Here is a 19,917-nt window from a genome sequence, read left to right on the forward strand (position 1 = left end):
TTTAGTCTAACGTAATATCCAAACCTAAGCCGCGTAGCTCGTGCACCAAAACATTAAATGATTCTGGTATACCCGGTGTTGGTAGGTTCTCGCCTTTAACAATAGCTTCGTAGGTTTTTGCTCTTCCAATAACATCATCCGATTTAACGGTTAAAATTTCTTGAAGAATATTAGCTGCACCAAATGCCTCTAATGCCCAAACCTCCATCTCACCAAAACGCTGACCACCAAATTGAGCTTTACCACCCAATGGCTGTTGCGTAATTAACGAGTATGGTCCGATAGAACGTGCGTGCATCTTATCATCAACCATGTGACCTAATTTAAGCATGTAAATTATGCCCACAGTAGTTGTTTGATCAAAACGATCGCCTGTTAAACCATTGTATAGATAAGTTTTTCCAGAAGAAGGAACGCCAGCTTTTGCTACCCATTCTTCTACTTCCTCGTGCGTTGCACCATCAAAAATTGGTGTTGCAAACTTAACGCCAAGCTCTTTACCTGCCCAACCCAATACGGTTTCGTAAATTTGGCCAAGGTTCATACGAGAAGGTACGCCCAACGGGTTAAGTACAATATCTACTGGGCTACCATCTGCTAAGAAAGGCATATCTTCATCGCGCACAATGCGCGCAACAATACCTTTATTACCATGGCGACCAGCCATTTTATCTCCAACCTTTAACTTACGTTTTTTTGCAACATACACTTTGGCCATTTGTACAATTCCTGATGGAAGTTCATCTCCAACGCTAATGGCAAACTTGTCTCTTTTATAAGCACCAAGTTCTTCGTTAACACGGATGCCGTAGTTATGAATCAAAAGCTTAATCATCTCGTTCTTCTCATCATCAGTTGTCCATTTGTTAGGGCTGATGTGTGTAAACTCTAGATCGATCAATACCTTTTGAGTAAACTTAACACCTTTGGCAATTAACAATTCCTTATAAATATTAAATACACCTTGCGATGTTTTTCCATTTACAATGGTAAAAAGTTTGTCAACCAAATCTGCTTTAAGCTTCTCGGTAATGTTATTATAGCTCTTATCTAACTTTTCTATAGCTGTTTTCTCTTCTGCCTTGGTAGTTTTCTTAGCACGGCTAAAAAGCTTGGTATCGATTACCACACCACGAATAGATGGAGGAGTTTTTAAAGAAGCGTCTTTTACATCGCCTGCTTTATCCCCAAAAATTGCACGAAGCAACTTTTCTTCTGGTGATGGATCAGACTCTCCTTTTGGAGTAATCTTACCAATAAGAATATCGCCCTCTTTAACCTCTGCACCAACGCGGATAATTCCGTGCTCATCTAAATCTTTGGTAGCTTCTTCTGATACGTTTGGAATGTCTGGTGTAAGTTCCTCTTCACCACGTTTGGTGTCACGAACTTCCAATTCAAACTCTTCAATGTGTAACGAAGTGAAAATATCATCTCTAACTATGCGTTCGTTAATTACAATCGCATCCTCAAAGTTAAAACCTTGCCAAGGCATAAATGCCACTTTAAGGTTTCTTCCCAATGCCAGTTCGCCGTTTTCAGTTGCATAACCCTCGCAAAGCACCTGACCTTTAACTACTTTTTGGCCTTTTCTAACAATTGGCTTTAAGTTGATACAGGTATTTTGGTTGGTTTTTTTGAACTTTATTAAACGGTATGTTCTACTATCACCATCAAAAGAAACCAAACGATCGTCTTCAGTTTGCTCGTACTTTATGGTAATTTGGTTCGCATCTACATATTCTACCACACCATTTCCTTCTGCATTGATCAAGGTTCTAGAATCTCTAGCCACGCGACCTTCTAATCCTGTTCCAACAATCGGTGCTTCTGGACGTAACAATGGCACCGCTTGGCGTTGCATGTTAGATCCCATCAAAGCTCTGTTAGCATCATTATGTTCCAAAAACGGAATTAGCGAAGCTGCAATTGAAGTAATTTGATTTGGAGCAATGTCCATCAAATCTAACTTCTCTGGCTCTATAATCGGGAAATCGCCCTCATACCTAGCTTTAACCTGTGGTTGTGCAAAAACTCCCTTATCGTTATACTCTGCATTGGCTTGTGCAATGGTTTTTCCATCTTCATCTTCGGCAGATAGATAAATTACATCAGAATCTACCACAACCTTGCCATTTTCTACGCGTTTGTACGGCGTTTCTATAAAACCAAGATTGTTAATTTTTGCGTGTACGCAAAGAGATGAAATCAAACCAATGTTAGGGCCTTCTGGTGTTTCGATGGTACATAACCTACCGTAGTGGGTATAGTGTACATCTCTAACCTCGAAACCTGCGCGTTCTCTAGATAAACCACCTGGGCCTAAGGCCGATAGACGGCGCTTGTGCGTAATCTCTGCCAATGGATTTGTTTGATCCATGAACTGAGAAAGCTGGTTGGTACCAAAAAACGAGTTGATTACCGATGATAATGTACGTGCATTGATCAGATCTGTTGGGGTAAAAACCTCATTATCTCTAATGTTCATACGCTCGCGGATGGTTCTAGCCATGCGGGCCAAACCAACGCCAAACTGCGCATACAACTGCTCGCCAACGGTACGCACCCTACGGTTAGATAAGTGATCAATATCATCAACTTCTTCTTTAGAGTTGATCAACTTGATCAGATATTTAACGATCGCGATAATATCTGCCTTGGTTAACACCTTTACATCTTCTGGCGTATCCATTTTCAGTTTCCTGTTAATGCGGTAACGACCAACATCGCCAAGGTCATAACGCTTATCAGAGAAGAACAAACGGTCGATTATACCTCTAGCCGTTTCTTCATCAGGTGGTTCTGCGTTACGCAATGCACGATAGATATTTTCTACAGCCTCTTTTTCTGAGTTTGCTGTATCTTTTTGTAATGTATTATATATAATGGTATAATCTGCCTGGCTAGCACCATCTTCTTTAGAAAGAATAATGGTTTTTACGCCCGCATCAATAACCATATCAATGTGATCTTCTTCTAAAACGGTCTCTCTTTCGAGAATTACCTCGTTACGATCGATAGAAACAACCTCGCCTGTGTCTTCATCAACAAAGTCTTCTACCCATTTCTTTAATACTCTGGCAGCAAATTTACGACCAATGTATTTTTTCAACCCAGATTTGCTAACTTTTACTTCATCAGCCAGGTCAAAAAGTTCTAAAATGTCTTTATCAGAATCGTAACCAATTGCCCTTAACAAGGTAGTAACAGGAAATTTTTTCTTCCTATCAATGTACGCGTACATTACGTTGTTTACATCTGTCGCAAATTCTATCCAAGAACCCTTAAATGGAATTACGCGTGCAGAATACAATTTGGTACCATTGGTGTGACGGCTTTGGCCAAAAAACACCCCTGGCGAACGGTGCAATTGAGATACAATTACACGTTCAGCACCATTAATTACAAACGTTCCTTTCGGCGTCATGTAAGGAATGGTACCCAAATAAACATCTTGAATGATGGTTTCAAAATCCTCATGCTCAACATCGTTACACGAAAGCTTTAGCTTCGCCTTTAATGGAACATTGTAAGTTAAACCACGTTCGATACACTCATGTATATCATATCTAGGTGGATCAACAAAATAGTCTAAAAATTCTAAAACGAAGATGTTTCTAGAATCTGTTATAGGAAAGTTTTCTGCAAACACCTTAAATAAACCTTCGCTAGAGCGATTGTCTGAGGTGGTGTCTATCTGAAAAAATTCTCTAAATGATTGCAATTGCACATCCAGAAAATCAGGATAGTCTAAAATGTGCTTACTCGTTGCAAAATTTACTCTTTGTTCGACTTTCTTTGCCAAGGGACTAAAAGTTTTGTAGTTTAAGAATAAACTAATTGGTTTGGTTTTGGTTAAACCGCCTCATCAACCAAACAAAATGGGGTGGTTATAAACAGGTAAAGACACCGACATTTTCAGTCGGTGTCTGATACTTTTTAGCGAGCTAAAACAGCGTGATTATTTAATTTCAACTACCGCTCCAGCTTCTTCTAATTGTTTTTTCAACGCTTCTGCTTCGTCTTTAGAAACACCAGTTTTAATTTCCTTTGGTGCACCATCAACTAAATCCTTTGCTTCTTTCAATCCTAATCCGGTAAGGTCTTTAACAAGTTTTACAACTGCTAATTTAGCACCACCAGCTTCTTTAAGAATTACATCAAAAGTAGATTTCTCTTCTGCAGCAGCAGGGGCATCGCCACTAGCAGCTGGTCCAGCAGCCGCAACTGCAGCAGCAGGCTCTATACCATACTCGTCTTTAAGGATTTGAGCTAATTCGTTTACTTCTTTAACTGTTAAGTTTACCAATTGCTCAGCAAACGCTTTTAAATCTGCCATTTTATTAAGATTTTAAATTTACGTAAATAATGTTGTTTAATTTCTTCGAACTTAAGGTGTTCGTTAACCTTCTCTTTCTTGTAGAGTTTTAACAATTCCTGCAATTTTGCCTCCGCTTGATTTAAGCGCAGATATAACATTCTTCGCTGGCGATTGCAACAAGCCGATAATGTCTCCAACAAGCTCTTCTCTCGATTTTAAGCTCACCAAAGTATCTAACTGGTTGTCTCCAACATAAACAGAAGAATCTATATATGCTGCTTTAAGCACAGGCTTATCAGATGTTTTTCTCAAAGCTTTAATAAGCTTTGCCGGCGCATTTGCCGATTTAGAGAAAAGCAAAGATGATGAACCCTTAAGGCTTTCGTATATCTCAGAAGCATCGCCTTCTAAACCTTCGATCGCTTTGCGAATCAAAGAGTTTTTAGCAACTTTCATTACGATATCACTTTCAAAACATTTGCGGCGGATGTTGTTAATTTTCACAACAGAAAGGCTAGAGGTATCTGCAATATAAAAATTGCCATACTCTTGCATTTGTCCTTGTAGTTCTGCAACTACTTCGTTTTTTTCTTCTCTGTTCATAATAATTAGATCCCCGCTACTGATTTAGTTTCAATTGCTATACCAGGACTCATAGTAGAAGACACGTGAATGCTCTTAAAATAAGTTCCTTTTGCGGCAGATGGTTTTAATTTAGAAATAATTTGAAGCACTTCGAGAGCGTTCTCGTAAATCTTCTCTGCCGGGAATGATACTTTCCCTATCGAAGCGTGTATGATACCTGTTTTATCGACCTTAAAATCTATCTTACCCGCCTTAACCTCTGTAACAGCTTTACCAACATCGTTGGTAACTGTGCCAGATTTTGGATTTGGCATTAAGTTACGTGGGCCTAAAACCCTACCTAACTTACCTACCTTAGCCATACAAGCTGGTGTAGTGATAATAATGTCAACATCGGTCCAACCACCTTCAATTTTGGCCACATACTCGTCTAAACCTACAAAGTCTGCTCCTGCTGCTCTTGCTTCTTCTTCCTTATCAGGATTTACCAAAGCTAAGACACGTACAGTTTTACCTGTTCCGTGTGGTAAAGTTGCTATTCCACGTACCATTTGATTGGCCTTACGTGGATCTACGCCCAATGATACATCGATATCTACCGAAGCATCAAATTTGGTGGTCGTAATTTCTTTTACCAATTCAGCAGCAGCCTGTAAAGTATAAGCTTTACCAACCTCTAATTTAGCGTGCGCCGTTTTTTGATTTTTAGTTAATTTCGCCACTGTTGTAAACTGTTTAATAATTAATTATTCCAGGGTGCATCACCAGAAACGGTAATTCCCATACTGCGTGCCGTACCGGCAACCATACTCATGGCAGACTCAGCGGTAAATGCATTTAAATCGGGCATTTTATCCTCTGCGATCGCTTTGATCTGGTCCCAGGTCACCGATCCAACTTTTTTACGGTTGGGCTCAGCAGAACCACTAGCCAATTTTGTAGCATCTTTTAACTGGATTGCTACTGGCGGGGTTTTGATGATGAATTCGAATGACTTATCAGCATAAACAGTAATTACAACCGGCAATACTTTACCTGCCTTATCTTGGGTACGAGCATTAAACTGTTTGCAAAACTCCATAATGTTCACCCCTTTTGCTCCCAATGCGGGACCAACTGGTGGCGATGGATTTGCAGCTCCGCCTTTGATCTGTAATTTGATCAGTGCACTGACTTCTTTTGCCATTTTTGTTAATTGTTTATTTAAAACCTAATGTTAAATTGTTGGAAGCAAGTAACATTTAAGACCCCTTTAGATTACAGATTTTAGATTTACGACTTTAGATTGTTTCCGTTCCAAGGCGTCGAACCTTATTCTATAAACCCAAAAGGACTGCAAAGATAGAAATTATAATGCAGATACACAATAGTTTTGGAAAGATTGTTTATACCGGCGTTGAGTTGGTTAGGCGGGTAGAAGTTTAGGGGTTAGATTTGTTCGTGCCATACTCCGTCTTTGCGGGGTACTGCTTGTACAGATTAGCGCACGCGTGCCGCATCTGCTCAATCAATTAGCTAAAAGAAACTCAGTTTACAATAACAAATAGCATACTCGGCATGGACATGAGGGCTAAATATAATAAAAAAGTTGTTTTAAAAACGAAATCGCAGCATATATCGGCAATTGTAGCCCCGCTTTCCGCTATAGCCGCGCATGCTTCTCGGGCTGCCGCTGCAATCGGGTTTAGGTATAAAGTGAGGTGGTTCTTGGGCGGAGTTGTGTTGCGGTTAAGCCATGCGCGTCACATTGAACTCGTTTCAAAATCTCCGCCACCTATCCCCAGGACTCAAACTCACCGCTAGTAAACCGCCTTGACGCTGTCATCCTGAACTCGTTTCAGGGTCTGCCTTCTGTTCCATTCAAATTATACGGCGAGTTGTAACCCACCGCCAGTAAACCTGCCGACCATGTTGGTGTTTTTACATATTTATATAAGTCGATTTTTTTTACCGAATCCTGCAATAACCCTCTTGGGGATGTTAAGCTTGCGCATGGTGAAGTTTGCCTACTCCAAAGCCTAATGAACCGAATTTCTGAATCCAAAAAACCCAAAACCTGTCGTCCTCCTTTATGGGAATTTCAAATCCAGTTTTATTTAATGTTCGACATCTCCATGTTGAAGATGGTGAACGGCGAGGGACAGATTAAATAAGTTAAAGAAATTTTTAAAGCCCGATTATTAACGAACTTGCTGATAGAAAGGATAACCAATGCAACATCAAATTAGTATATGATTAAAATCAAATATAGCGAGGATCTGCTAACAGCTTCTCGAAGAACAAAACCGATAAAAATAATTCTCTATATTTATCCCTCAAACCAAAGAAACTAAAAACATGATTATTGTAGCTGTTATTGTCGTTGTACTATTAATCTTCGGAATTACTTTTTACAACTCGTTGGTTGCAAAAAAGAATCAGGTAACCAATGCTTTCTCTGCAATCGACGTAATGCTGAAAAAGCGTTTCGATTTGATACCCAACCTGGTTGAGGTTGTAAAGCAATACACCAATTACGAACAGAGCACACTAACAAAAATTACTGAATTGAGAACAAAGGCAATTTCTGGCAATGTAAGTGTTGAAGAAAAAGCTGAAATGGATGCTCAGTTAAGCAGTAGTGTTAAAGGCTTGATGGTTAACGTAGAAAATTACCCCGATTTAAAAGCAAACACCAATTTTTTACAATTGCAGGGCACGTGGACAGAGAGCGAAGAACAAATTGCGGCAGCTCGAAGAACGTACAACGCTTCGGTTACCGATTACAATAATGCCATTATGATGTTTCCAGGTAATATGTTTGCCGGCATGTTAAACTATTATCATATTCCGGTTCTGGCAACAGCCGAAGAAGAACGTAAAAACGTAAGCGCTAAAGATTTATTTAATAGTTAATGCCTGATTTATTGAGCGATCCGGCCTTGCAAGGTGTATTGGCCATCTTAGAAATTGAGCGGGCAAAAATTGCCAAGGCGCAAACTAAAGGTTATGCCTTTATTGTAGTTGGCGTTGTGGTGGGAATTGTTGGCGCAACTATGGTTATCCCAGTGCCGGCGATAATAGTTGGGGCGATAAGTGCGATTACTGGTGGCGTTTTTCTATATCGCATTGGCGATGCGCTATCCAGTTACAAATCTGCTTTTAAACTGGAGGTGATTGGCCATGCACTTAAATTTTTAGATCAAAGCTTATCTATCAACCCAAATGCAGGCATTGGCGAAACCGAATTTATCGATACTCAGCTTTTTACCAACAGCCCCGATAGATATAGCACAGAAGATTTGGTAAGTGGCAAGGCAGATAAAACATCTTTTTACTTCGCCGAAGTGAATGCAGAATATAAAACAGAAACGACCACCAAGAACGGTACACAGACAAACTGGCACAACATATTTAAAGGCATCCTATTTACAGCAGATTTCAATAAAAACTTTAATGGAGTAACCGTTGTAAGGCCCAAAGATTTTGGGAACGCCTTGGGTGCGTGGTTCTCTAAAAACCTATTTTCTATTGGCAGCAAGAACCTTGTCCAACTGGAAAACATAAACTTCGAGAAAACCTTTGTTACCCATGCGATCGATCAGGTAGAAGCCCGGTACATTTTAACACCGGCCATGATGGAAAGAATTTTGGCTTTAAACCATCAATCAAAAGATACCGTTTCCCTATCTTTTATCAATACCAAAATGTACATCGCTTTTCCGTTGGATAGAAATTGTTTTGAAGCGCCAATTTTTAAAACGTTGCTTAACCCAAATTTACTTAACGAAGATGTTGCAACTATTAAGTTTATGTATGATGTGGTACGGGAGATGGATTTGAATACGAGGATATGGAATAAAAGCTAAAAGACTAAAGCGGAAAGCGGAATGAGGTAGACGGCAGGAAGGCAGAAGATTAGTTAGCTGTTTAGTTGTTAAGTCGTTTATTTGTTAAGGCGGCTGGCTAATTAGATAAATCTAGCGCAAGCGTGCCACGTGTGCTCAAAATTAGCACTGAATATAATTAATAGCCAGAATGAGGCAAAGGGCGGAAAGGTTGAGGGCTAAGCAGCAAACTTAAAACTCAACTAAAACCTTCGCATCCTTTTTTTATCAATTCCCACTTTCCATTGGAGGCCTTCTCATAGATGTACATTTCATCATGCCCGCACCTACCGCCGCAGCCAAAGGCTATTTTAACAATTATTTTATTAAAATCTTCGTTTACAATTGGAGAGTAAATTACATAAAAACCTTTCGGATACTTTTCTCTAAACTCTGACCATGTGTGATCAGAGTGGTCATCTGGAAAATCAGACAAAGAAATAAATGTGGGCGAAAAATTTAGATGGTAATTATCTAGAGAATCTGTTTTATATTCCATATCATTAAAACCAAGCCTTGCAGATGCTTTGAAATTGTCTGTCACACAGCTCCATTCTCCATTTTTTTCGAACGTCTTTAATAATACGGGATGGTCTATTTTTACCACCTCGGTAAAATAATAATTTAAAAAATCGGCAACCAATAACTTTTCATTAGCATTGCGTTGTTGTTTAGATGTGCAGCTAGAAATTAAGATTACGAAAAGGCAGCATATAAAAATCAGTCGTTTCATAGGATAAGCTAAAGTTTCGGTTAATAAATCATCATTTTCTCTAAAACACAGCCTTTAAAAGGCCCTTAATTTTCAGAATTGATTTTCGCCCCTTTCGTCCTGGACATTCTTTATTATAAAATTTGGGCGCATAAAAAGCTAACCTCTTTATTTTTGGTTTAGTTATCATCTAGAGAAAAACTTTTCCCCCGTCAAAAACTTCAGCGTTAGACTTATCTGTCTTTGTTGGGCAGCCTTCTCCATCGACGGAGTCATCTTTCATTCGCCAAGGGCGAAAAGAGTTAATTCTTTTCCACAATTTTTCTGCTTTCTTTAACGAGATGTCTCTTACATTGAAATAGGCATTTGTATCTGCCTTTATTTGACTGACCTTAAAATCTCTTTTTCTAAAAAAAGCCCTGATTTCTGTCGGCATTTTAGTTTTTGCAAGTCTGCTATACGGCGAGCCATACCGATAAAGAGTTACAATGCCTTTGCTTTTGCTAATGATTAGGTAATCTACCACCTCGAATATCGAACCTTGATCGTGTGTTAGCACAATAGTACTGTCTGCGTTTTCTTGAAAAAATTTATACAACGGAACAATTTCATTTGGCTTCTGCGCGAAAGACTGATTGCTTATAAAAATGAAGCAGAAACCTAAAAAACATGTTATTGAAAGTGCTTTTCTCATAGATAAAACACGCCCTGATTATCAGAGCTATAAAAAGACGATGCTAAATGCTAGCAATATCCATAAATAATTGGATAATAAAACAGAAACGACTAGTTGCGAGACGTTTCGTTCCTCAACGACGAGCACCGTTAGAGATGCGTTAACCGTAGAAGCGGCAGCTTTTCTATTGCGCATTTAGCGTGATAGAAAACTATAGTCACGCACGTGCGGGATTAAAACGCCAAAAAAAAGATTGAGGCTGAGGTTGAGGCTAACAGCAAAAGACCAAAAAATCACATTGAACCGCCATAAGCTGAAAGACGGATTTCTAACGAACGCAATTATTTTAATTTGTTAGTTCTCAAATCTCCTTACTCCCTATTCAAATTTTTCAAAAACAAAAAAGCCCCCGAAATTCGGAGGCTTTTAGTATAAATATTTTAAGATTTACTCTTTTTCTACTTGCATATAGTTAAGCTCTAGCGGAGATTTTCTTCCAAAGATCTTAACCATTACTTTTAATTTTTTCTTCTCTTCGTTCACTTCTTCTATCACACCGTTAAAGCCATTAAATGGGCCATCCATTACTTTAACGTTTTCGCCAACAAAGTAAGGTACGTTCATCATCTCGCCTTGCTCACTCATTTCGTCAACCTTACCTAAAATACGGTTAACTTCTGCCTGGCGCATCGGGATAGGATTTCCTTCTTTATCGCCAAGAAAGCCAATAACACTATTTATACCTTTTATGATGTGCTCCAACTCGCCATCTAAAGTAGTTTCTATCAACACATAACCCGGATAAAAGTTACGCTCTTTTGCAATCTTCTTACCATCTTTCATTTGGTAATACTTCTCCATAGGAATTAACACCTGCGGAACCAAATGTGAATAGCCTAAACGGCTAATCTCTGCATCGATGTATTGCTTTACCTTTTTTTCTTTACCGCTTACAGCTCTTACCACATACCATTTCAACTCGCTCATCAGTAAAATTTAGTTAAGGGTTTTATAATAGGTATCTAAGATGAAGGTAGATCCTTTATCCATTGCAAAAATAATCATTGCGATAATGAGTGATGTGATGAGAACAACAACGGCAGAATTTTGCAACTCGCCCCAAGTGTCCCAAGTTACCTTCTCGGTCATTTCCTCGTAAGATTCTTTTATGAAGTCTACTACTTTAGCCATCTTTAAAATTTTGAATAATGTGATGCAATTTGAGGTGTTAAATGATAGATTCGAAACTACGATTCTATCATTCAATTTCAATCCTCAATCTACTGGCACGGGAACAAGGATTCGAACCCTGATCAAAGGTTTTGGAGACCTCTATTCTACCATTGAACTATTCCCGTGTTTTAGTATTTAGTGGTTAATATAAGGTATTTAGACAAAAACGCCACTTAATTCGAAAAATCAAAATAAGTTGCTCAAATAAAATATTTAGCACTTAGACGTTGACTTTTTTCGTCTAATCTAAGCACTAAATAAGTTTATCTAACTACTAAATACTATATATTAATTACTTAGTTTCCTTAAGCCACTTAAAGGGCTTGTAGGTCTTACTTTACTATTTCAGTTACCTGTCCGGCACCTACAGTTCTACCACCCTCGCGGATAGCGAAACGTAAACCTTTTTCCATTGCAATCGCGTTAATCAATTTTACACTGATGGTAACGTTATCGCCTGGCATAACCATTTCTGTACCTTCTGGCAACGAGATTTCTCCTGTTACATCTGTTGTACGGAAATAGAATTGTGGACGGTATTTGTTAAAGAATGGCGTGTGACGGCCACCTTCTGCTTTAGACAAAACATAAATTTCGCCTTTAAAGTCTGTGTGTGGAGTTACAGAACCTGGTTTACAAATAACCATACCTCTACGGATATCGGTTTTCTCTATACCACGCAACAATAAACCTACGTTATCTCCAGCTTCACCGTAATCTAATATTTTACGGAACATCTCTACACCAGTAACGGTAGATTTTAAGTTTTCTGCACCCATACCCAAAATCTCTACTGGATCTCCTGAGTTGATTACACCACGCTCGATACGGCCAGTTGCAACTGTACCACGACCAGTGATAGAGAACACATCTTCTACCGGCATCAAGAAAGGAAGCTCAGTTAAACGTGGAGGAATTGGAATGTAGCTATCTACAGCATCCATCAATTCCATAATTTTACCAACCCATTTTGGATCGCCATTTAAGCCACCCAAAGCAGAGCCTTGAATTACAGGAATATCATCACCTGGGAAATCATAGAATGATAATAGTTCGCGAATTTCCATCTCTACTAATTCTAGTAATTCTGGATCATCTACCATATCAACCTTATTCATGAAAACAACTAATGTTGGTACACCAACCTGGCGAGCCAATAAGATGTGCTCACGAGTTTGTGGCATTGGACCATCTGTAGCAGCAACAACAATGATTGCACCGTCCATTTGGGCAGCACCAGTAACCATGTTCTTAACATAATCTGCGTGACCAGGACAATCTACGTGTGCGTAGTGACGAAGTGCAGTAGAGTACTCTACGTGCGAAGTGTTGATGGTAATACCTCTTTCTTTTTCTTCAGGAGCTGAATCGATAGATTCGAACGAACGTGCCACAGATAATCCAGCATCAGCCAAAACTTTCGAGATAGCTGCTGTTAAAGTTGTTTTACCGTGATCTACGTGACCGATGGTACCGATGTTTAAGTGCGGCTTGCTGCGGTCAAATTTTTCTTTTGCCATTTTATTTATAACTAATTAGTAGGTTAAACTGTATTATTTTTCTTTTTAATCCTTTAATATTATACAACACAAAAAACCTTGTCGGTTCTGTGCTTTTAAACAGAGTTAACAAAGTGTTTTTTGAGCCAACTATGGGAATTGAACCCATGACCTCTTCCTTACCAAGGAAGTGCTCTACCGCTGAGCTAAGTCGGCTTATATTCGCTCATCGGTATTTCTGTTCTTCAATAGAGGTTAATAAAAACCACCGAATATTACCACTGAACTACCAAGAGCGGAAGACGAGGTTCGAACTCGCGACCTATAGCTTGGAAGGCTATCGCTCTACCAACTGAGCTACTTCCGCTTTTTTGATTTAAAATTTTTGAATTACAATTTACGATTTCTACATCGCACATCTCTAACGCTTCAAACTTTCAATCTTTTTTAAAATTTTAGATTTACGATAAGCACATTTGTCAAAACTCAAATCTAACGTCTCAAATCTAAATTAGTCCATCTACCATCGTAAACCTTACTGTGGGGAGAGAAGGATTCGAACCTTCGAAATCTTGCGATAACAGAGTTACAGTCTGTTCCATTTGGCCGCTCTGGAATCTCCCCATGCAAAATTTTAGAGTTACGAGTTATGATTGGAGTTCCAAATCTAAAATCGAAAATCTAAAATCTTAAATTAACTGAGCCTCCTATCGGGATCGAACCAATGACCTACTGATTACAAGTCAGTTGCTCTACCAGCTGAGCTAAGGAGGCTTTTATTTTCAACCTCCCAAATCCAATCGAGCCGTGTTAAGGCTAGACCTACTGATTATCCCGTACGTACGGGACTCTACCAGCTGAGCTAAGGAGGCTTTTAATCAAACGCTCAAAAAAAAATAGAAACGTTTATTGTTGTGTTATTTAATATAAATCTTTTAAAGAACAATCCATCTTTACAAGCATCAATGCCCTTTCTCAAATGGAATGCAAATCTACACATTTAAACTTCTATTCAAAATAAATCTCCAAAAAAAACATCGTATTTTCCTTGTTGCTATTTTCTGCAAAAAAGAAGTTAAACTAGTTGCTTGTTATTCAGTTATTTCGCACTAGCCTCGCTATGTTAAAATTATTGCATACTTGTTATGCACAGCGCTAGTTTTGAATTTATGTTTAGCATCCGCCCTTTTTAAAACACAAATTAAACGCTATAAATCTTTATTAGTCCAAAAATATACAACCTCCAATTACCAAAATAACCATAAAAAAGCTAGTTCAGCAACAATCACTGCCACCTACAACGTTAAATTTTTCTATTTTCCGTTTCAAACGCTTTTCCTTTACTGTTTAACATTAGCCTAATAAATCCAAAAAATATTTTCAGAATCAAGAAAAAAAAAGGCATCCCAATTTGAGATGCCTTTGCTAAATGCTCAACTAAAATACTTAATATGCCTGTGCCGCAACCTCGCTTAAAATAGCCTTACGCTCGCTCAACTTTACTCTTGTTTTCGCTTTGTGCTTGGTAATCTGCTTTTTTAAACACTCAATAGCCAAATCGGTCGCCTCTTCAAAAGACTTACATTGATCTTTTGCAAAAAAAGTTCCTCCCGGTACAATAAGCTTTATTTCACTTATTTTATTAGCCTCATGTTCTACATTCTCTAGTTTAAGATAAACCTCGCCGCTAATGATCTGGTCATAGAACTGATCGAGCTTGTCGGCTTTTTTCTGTATAAAATCTAATAACTTAGCATCTGCATTAAAGTGAATTGATTGAACTCCAATTTTCATGTTTCCTCCTTTTTTAGGCCTTTGGATGGGCTTGTTTATAAATTGATTTTAATCTTTCTATGGAATTATGGGTGTACACCTGCGTTGCCGCCAAACTTGCATGCCCCAGCAGCTCTTTTATTGCATTTAGGTCTGCGCCATTGTTAAGCAAACTCGTTGCATAGCTGTGCCGCAGCACGTGCGGACTTTTCTTATCATTTGTGGTTACAAGACTTAAATAGGCTGTCACAATTCGGTATATAAGTTTAGGGTAAGCAGGCAATCCTTTATCTGTAACGATAAGCGCTTCTACATTGTTGTCGAAATTTTGTATCTTCTTAGTTGCAATAAAATCCTGTATCTCTAAACTTAGCGCCTTCGTTACCGGAACCACCCGTTCTTTGTTTCTTTTGCCAAGTACTTTTATGGTTTGCTCGTAAATATTAAGGTCGCTTTCGCGGATGCCTAACAGCTCCGTTAGCCTTATCCCCGTGCCAAACAACAGCTCTATCACCAGATGGTCTCTTTTGTGAGGAAAATTGTTTCCAAAAACAATGTCGGAGTCTAGCAAGCTGTCCATTTTTGCGGCATCGACAAACACCGGCAAACGCTTTGGTATTTTTGGCGCTTTGATTACTGCCGCAGGATTGCTTTCTGTCTTACCCTCGCGTAGCAAAAATTTGTAAAAACTGCGCATGGTAGATATTTTGCGGTTAACCGTTTTTGCAGAAAATCCTTCTTCCATCAAATGCATCATATAACTACGGATGTAAGTTGGCTTCACCTCTAAAAAACCAAGTTCAAAAGTGGCCGCCAAATAGGCCTCGAACGCCAATAAATCTTTTGAATAGGAAGTTAAGGTATGCTGGGAGTACCGCTTTTCGTGAGATAGATAAGTGACAAAACTTTTTAACAGCATGAAACGGTTTTTCGGTTGTTTAAGATAGTTGAAGTTAGGATTTTTTAAGGGTTTAACGAACGAATAGTTAAATTAATTTTACGGCACCAACTTGAAAAAATCTACCTAAAACAAATTACCTGTTTTTTTTGAGGACGCTCACTAAACTACATGAAACTTTAACAAGATGACCAAAAAAGTGCGGCGCCATTTCTCAAACGCCGTGGCAGATACGAAAGAGCTGAGTTCTTACCTAGTCGAGCGGGGAGGCTGCGCTAGACGTAAAAAACTCCAACTTCTTACTCCCGACTTCTAAAACAAAAAATGCCCCCAAAATTTATTTGGAGGCACCTAATTATGGAGTAAACAGCAATTATAAAGCTGCTTCTTGATTCATATTTTGAACGTAAATAGCGTGTTTTACTTCAGTACGACGAGCTACAGATTTTTTCTCATAAGCTTGGCGACTACGCAATTCTCTTAATACGCCGGTCTTTTCGAATTTTTTCTTGAAACGTTTCAAGGCCTTATCCAAAGATTCGCCGTCTTTAATGTTGATCATAATCATAACGCTGAAATACCTCCTTTCGTGGTTTTTAAATTTTGCCCTATTGTTAGGGGTTGCAAATATATAGAAAAGATTTGTTGGGTTTTTATTTTTTTTCTAAACGTTTTTTTTGACAGGTTTTAAACTGATAGCGCCAATCTATTAAGCGCAACTGAGACTCCAATCTATTCTACTTTAATTTTAGCAGTCGTACCTCCAACCCCTCCCTGCAAATCTGCGCCTTGCACTATTACCGTATACATCGTCTTTTTCTGACCTGCGTTAAATTTAATTGTTGCATTTCCATTTACATCGGTTACAATATCAGGTTTCCAATAAACGGTAGATCTTAAGTCTTGATTTTCGGCTGTTTCTCTTGTAATGTATTTGGGCGCATAAAATTGTTTGGCATATATGCTGTTAACTGGGCGGTAAGTAATCCTATTTAAGTTATTATCTCCTCCGCCTGCGTTAAATCTTGTAGTAATAAAAATAGTACCTCGATATTCAACTAAACCTACAGCTGCAAGAAACCGATGACCTAAAAAATCATCGTCATTGGATGCTCCAAAACCTTTTAGTTCAGATTTTCGCAGAGAATCTTTGCTTAAACCCTGTTTTGGGTCAAAAAAAACATTGGCATTTGGCATATGCTCATCTGGCGTGCCAGCTCTAGTGTACTTTTGACTATATAAAACTTCTATTCCCAAGGCAGCGGTTATGTTATAGCCTTTTAGCGTAGCAATTACCTCTTCAATTGTTGGTTTGATGTATTTGAAAGAGAAAGGTAAATATCCTGCATCAATACTCAAATTCATTGTGTATTTTCCGTAAACTGCCGTTACGAGTGAGTTTTTCATCACAATTCTAAATCCAGGAAGTTGGGTTCTTAAAAAATCGTAAAGATTAGTAACTCCTGAAGCCTTGATAGCTTTTGGATCGAAGGTAAAATCCGCTCCTCTGGTGTTAAATGAATTGGGAATCTTCTTTTTCCCTTTAATTACCACTTCATTTAACGTCTTACCTGTTTTAAATGCAAAATCGTCTAATTGCTTTATGCCGTTTTCCGTCCTAACTTGGGTTACGCTATCGGTATCTAAATACCATGGTTTTATTGGGGGTGCATAATAGCTAACTGGTGCAGGTTCGAATTTATTTACCGTAGTTTTGCCAAACCTAGAAAGTTGCCCATTTTTTGTTTGCCTCATAATAAAAAACGAAGCGGTATCTAACAATGGTAAACTGTCTAACCTGTAAATTCCATCCTTATTGGTGGTTACCTGTTTAAAGAACACAGGTTTTTGAGAGGAAATTAATACTTGAGCACCCTCTACTGGTTTTTTATTTGCATTGGTAACTTTACCGGTAACTACAATACTTTTTTCTGCTTCAAATTTAACTGGCTTTGGGGTAAACACATTTTTCCAATTTAGGCCAACCCAACCTTGGGTAAGCATTAAGTTATCCAAAGCTTCGGCACTTTCTGGCGTATCCTTCAAATAAAAAGAAGGCTGTTCTACAAAGCCTTTTATATCTGAAGTAAACAACAATGAAGTTGCAATGCTATTGTTTCCCAACGTATCTGCTTTGTATTGTGCATCATCTGTAACGGCTACAGAAAAACTGCTGCCATTTACGGCAACACCTGTATTGTCTTTTACATTTAGGTTTAACACAATACTGTCTCTCGAGGCATAAATTGGTTTATCTGTTGTAAGGGTCAAAGAAAAATTATCGTGTTGGTTTATGTACACTAGACGCTCATTTACCGCAGTTGTATCTTTAAGCAGGCTAAAGTGCGCAATGCCACTGGGAAAAATATTCTTTGCTACCTTAATTATGGTGTTTTCTGCATCGATGGCTCTCGCATAACTAACAAAACCTCTGCTTTCTCCTACTAAATTATAATTACTGGTCGTTAATAAATTTTTTGAAAATTGAATTGTCAAGATTAAACTGTCTTTAGCAGCATTACTTTCTATATGCATCACAGTTCCATTTGTTTCTATTTTCGGCAAATCATAGTGGAGGTTGTTTCCGTTTACATCGTTAATTGTTGCAAAATAACTTTCGCCTGCACTTGGTGTAAAACTAACCTTGCCAATGCCTTTGTGCACGGTTTTAAACTCTGTTACTTTTTCATTTTTACTGTTAAAAATAGTTCCGCTAACGTCAACTCCCTTGCCATCTTCGTTTAACGCTTTTATGCCAACTACCGATTTTAATCCATTTACCAAATGGCCGCCTTCGGGCAAAAATTGTAGATCTATTTTAGCCGGTCGATTAAAATTTAGCGGTATCGACAACAATTGCGCAGGTTCGTCTTTTGTGGCATTGCTGATGTACAACCTTAATCCTTCGCTCTTTAATTTATCCGTTAGCTTTAGGGCAAGGTTTATTTCCCCGGCAGCGTTCGTTTGCATCTCTTTTCGATACACCACTTTATCGCTGTCTCGAATTAGTGCCATAATGTTTTTTGATGCGACGGGTTTTTCATCTGCGTTAGAGAGCACAAGTTTAACATCCAGTTCTCCAACATCATTAAGTTTTATGGCAGGATGGATTCTCCAGATTTGGGCAGATGGTTTGCCGATGTAGATGCGCTGCCTAAAAAAACTTGCAGACCCAGTATTCTGCATCCAATTGGTGTAGGCGGTTAGGGTGTAAGTGCCTTCATGAAATTGCTTTGGGGATAAGGGTATCTGAGCCCATCCAATGCCGTAACTTATCGGAATGCTTATTCTTTTTACATTATCTAAGGTGTCGTCGTTTAATTCTATGTACAAAATCTTGCTTTTCTCGGCCGCAGACAGACTCAATTTATCAAAAAGATATGCTTTGAACCATAAGGTATCGCCCAAAAAATAGGTGTTTTTGTCCGTTTGGAGGTACGCTTTTTCTGGGGCGTACGCATTTTGATGGACCTTAACTACCTTTAGCACGGTGTTTAAATCTACAGCATTTGTTTTTTGTGCAAATACACTTGTGATAAACAGCGTTACCATTACTATTTGGCTTAGAATAAATGTCTTCATATATGAATGCTACTATCGTCTACTTTCTTTAGAACGTGGAAAAATGATAATCTTTTGAAAACTACCAACACAACCCTAAAATTACCTACTTAATACACTGCTATTCATTATATTAGATAATTATTACCACATAATGTCTTTAAAAAAGAATACTAGTCTAGCCCCTAAAGATAAGCAATTACTGAGCGTGTTTACAAGTCATCTCAAGGGAGAACTCAATCTGGAAAGAATGCACCTGATGTACCTTTTTATAAAAGCGCTATGTAAGGTAAAATCTGGCAATTATCCCAAAACCTCTGCTGGATTGTTCTCCACACCTTTGGCAAACAGCTGTTTCAGGCGTATACAATGCTTTATGGCCGAGGCCGGACTGCCCATAAGGTTGGTAGCTAAGCTTATTTTCAGACTCTTGTCAAATCAAGATTCCTTTGTTCGGATAAGGGACAAGACCAACTGGAGATTTTGGGACATGAACATCAATAACTTGACGCTTTGGGTAAGTGATAGAAACGTTGTCATACCGCTGATTTTCAATATGCTTGATAAGAGGGCGAATTCCAATACAGCTGAGCGCATAGCATTGGTAAAGGATTCTATCGATTGGTTTGGGACGCATCGACTGCCTGTTGGCCGATAGGGAATTTATCGCGGAAGATTGGCCTAGCTTTCTAAACCGGACAGATTCCGCTACGATATCAGGATAAGGAATAACTTCAAAGTATTTTTGCTGGGAAAACAACATTGTTTAACTGCCTTGCACTTGCTCTAAAAC

The 19,917-nt window shown here is 38.6% G+C and carries 17 protein-coding genes and 5 tRNA genes; 3 read left to right on the forward strand and 19 right to left on the reverse strand.

Going from position 1 to position 19,917, the window contains the following annotated elements; translation table 11 throughout:
- Position 1: 1 nt before the first annotated feature.
- The 5 genes from rpoB to rplK form a co-directional block, all read right to left on the reverse strand.
- Complete coding sequence (gene rpoB, locus ABIB40_RS09185; protein WP_354358258.1) at positions 2–3,805, reverse strand: DNA-directed RNA polymerase subunit beta; 3,804 nt, start codon at positions 3,803–3,805, stop codon at positions 2–4.
- A gap of 156 nt (positions 3,806–3,961) precedes the next feature.
- A complete protein-coding gene (gene rplL / locus ABIB40_RS09190; RefSeq protein ID WP_354358260.1) occupies positions 3,962–4,339 on the reverse strand; it encodes a 50S ribosomal protein L7/L12 in 378 nt (125 codons plus the stop codon).
- A 63-nt stretch (positions 4,340–4,402) separates the two neighbouring features.
- Positions 4,403–4,924, reverse strand: coding sequence for a 50S ribosomal protein L10 (rplJ, locus tag ABIB40_RS09195; RefSeq protein WP_354358262.1), 522 nt, complete (start codon positions 4,922–4,924; stop codon positions 4,403–4,405).
- A gap of 5 nt (positions 4,925–4,929) precedes the next feature.
- A complete protein-coding gene (gene rplA / locus ABIB40_RS09200; RefSeq protein ID WP_354358264.1) occupies positions 4,930–5,628 on the reverse strand; it encodes a 50S ribosomal protein L1 in 699 nt (232 codons plus the stop codon).
- 20 nt (positions 5,629–5,648) lie between these two features.
- On the reverse strand, positions 5,649–6,092 hold the full coding sequence (gene rplK / locus ABIB40_RS09205) for a 50S ribosomal protein L11 (protein WP_354358266.1): 444 nt from the start codon (positions 6,090–6,092) through the stop codon (positions 5,649–5,651).
- Between the two features lie 1,151 nt (positions 6,093–7,243).
- On the opposite strand from rplK, the gene ABIB40_RS09210 reads away from it, so the two are divergent.
- Together ABIB40_RS09210 and ABIB40_RS09215 are read left to right on the forward strand one after the other, a co-directional pair.
- A complete protein-coding gene (locus tag ABIB40_RS09210; protein ID WP_354358268.1) occupies positions 7,244–7,801 on the forward strand; it encodes a LemA family protein in 558 nt (185 codons plus the stop codon).
- A complete protein-coding gene (locus tag ABIB40_RS09215) occupies positions 7,801–8,754 on the forward strand; it encodes a DUF3137 domain-containing protein (protein WP_354358270.1) in 954 nt (317 codons plus the stop codon). The genes ABIB40_RS09210 and ABIB40_RS09215 overlap by 1 nt, the downstream gene beginning before the upstream one ends.
- A gap of 217 nt (positions 8,755–8,971) precedes the next feature.
- Here ABIB40_RS09215 and ABIB40_RS09220 read toward each other — a convergent pair whose 3' ends face one another.
- The 14 genes from ABIB40_RS09220 to ABIB40_RS09285 form a co-directional block, all read right to left on the reverse strand.
- Complete coding sequence (locus tag ABIB40_RS09220; protein WP_354358272.1) at positions 8,972–9,505, reverse strand: hypothetical protein; 534 nt, start codon at positions 9,503–9,505, stop codon at positions 8,972–8,974.
- Between the two features lie 169 nt (positions 9,506–9,674).
- Positions 9,675–10,178, reverse strand: a complete 504-nt coding sequence (locus ABIB40_RS09225) for a hypothetical protein (RefSeq protein WP_354358274.1) — start codon at positions 10,176–10,178, stop codon at positions 9,675–9,677.
- Between the two features lie 429 nt (positions 10,179–10,607).
- The gene (gene nusG, locus ABIB40_RS09230) at positions 10,608–11,147 is read right to left on the reverse strand and encodes a transcription termination/antitermination protein NusG (RefSeq protein WP_354358276.1); all 540 of its coding nucleotides are present in this window, start codon (positions 11,145–11,147) and stop codon (positions 10,608–10,610) included.
- Between the two features lie 9 nt (positions 11,148–11,156).
- The gene (gene secE, locus ABIB40_RS09235) at positions 11,157–11,351 is read right to left on the reverse strand and encodes a preprotein translocase subunit SecE (RefSeq protein ID WP_354358278.1); all 195 of its coding nucleotides are present in this window, start codon (positions 11,349–11,351) and stop codon (positions 11,157–11,159) included.
- A 93-nt stretch (positions 11,352–11,444) separates the two neighbouring features.
- Positions 11,445–11,518, reverse strand: a tRNA-Trp gene (locus tag ABIB40_RS09240).
- Between the two features lie 207 nt (positions 11,519–11,725).
- A complete protein-coding gene (gene tuf / locus ABIB40_RS09245) occupies positions 11,726–12,913 on the reverse strand; it encodes an elongation factor Tu (RefSeq protein WP_354358280.1) in 1,188 nt (395 codons plus the stop codon).
- A gap of 123 nt (positions 12,914–13,036) precedes the next feature.
- Positions 13,037–13,108 (reverse strand) — tRNA-Thr (locus ABIB40_RS09250).
- 78 nt (positions 13,109–13,186) lie between these two features.
- A tRNA-Gly gene (locus tag ABIB40_RS09255) sits at positions 13,187–13,259 on the reverse strand.
- Between the two features lie 174 nt (positions 13,260–13,433).
- Positions 13,434–13,516: transfer RNA gene (locus tag ABIB40_RS09260), tRNA-Tyr, on the reverse strand.
- A 77-nt stretch (positions 13,517–13,593) separates the two neighbouring features.
- Positions 13,594–13,666: transfer RNA gene (locus tag ABIB40_RS09265), tRNA-Thr, on the reverse strand.
- A gap of 672 nt (positions 13,667–14,338) precedes the next feature.
- A complete protein-coding gene (hpf, locus tag ABIB40_RS09270; RefSeq protein ID WP_354358282.1) occupies positions 14,339–14,686 on the reverse strand; it encodes a ribosome hibernation-promoting factor, HPF/YfiA family in 348 nt (115 codons plus the stop codon).
- A 13-nt stretch (positions 14,687–14,699) separates the two neighbouring features.
- A complete protein-coding gene (locus tag ABIB40_RS09275; protein ID WP_354358284.1) occupies positions 14,700–15,584 on the reverse strand; it encodes a tyrosine-type recombinase/integrase in 885 nt (294 codons plus the stop codon).
- Between the two features lie 352 nt (positions 15,585–15,936).
- Entirely contained in the window at positions 15,937–16,131 is a 195-nt protein-coding gene (rpsU, locus tag ABIB40_RS09280; protein WP_354358286.1) for a 30S ribosomal protein S21, read from the reverse strand.
- A 164-nt stretch (positions 16,132–16,295) separates the two neighbouring features.
- Positions 16,296–19,145 carry a carboxypeptidase-like regulatory domain-containing protein gene (locus tag ABIB40_RS09285; protein WP_354358288.1) on the reverse strand — a complete coding sequence of 950 codons (2,850 nt, stop codon included), beginning with the start codon at positions 19,143–19,145 and terminating at the stop codon, positions 16,296–16,298.
- Between the two features lie 238 nt (positions 19,146–19,383).
- Between ABIB40_RS09285 and ABIB40_RS09290 the strand changes: the two genes are divergently transcribed.
- Complete coding sequence (locus tag ABIB40_RS09290; RefSeq protein WP_354358290.1) at positions 19,384–19,782, forward strand: hypothetical protein; 399 nt, start codon at positions 19,384–19,386, stop codon at positions 19,780–19,782.
- Positions 19,783–19,917: the final 135 nt, after the last annotated feature.

Source organism: Pedobacter sp. UYP30, assembly GCF_040547165.1.
Lineage (GTDB): Bacteria > Bacteroidota > Bacteroidia > Sphingobacteriales > Sphingobacteriaceae > Pedobacter.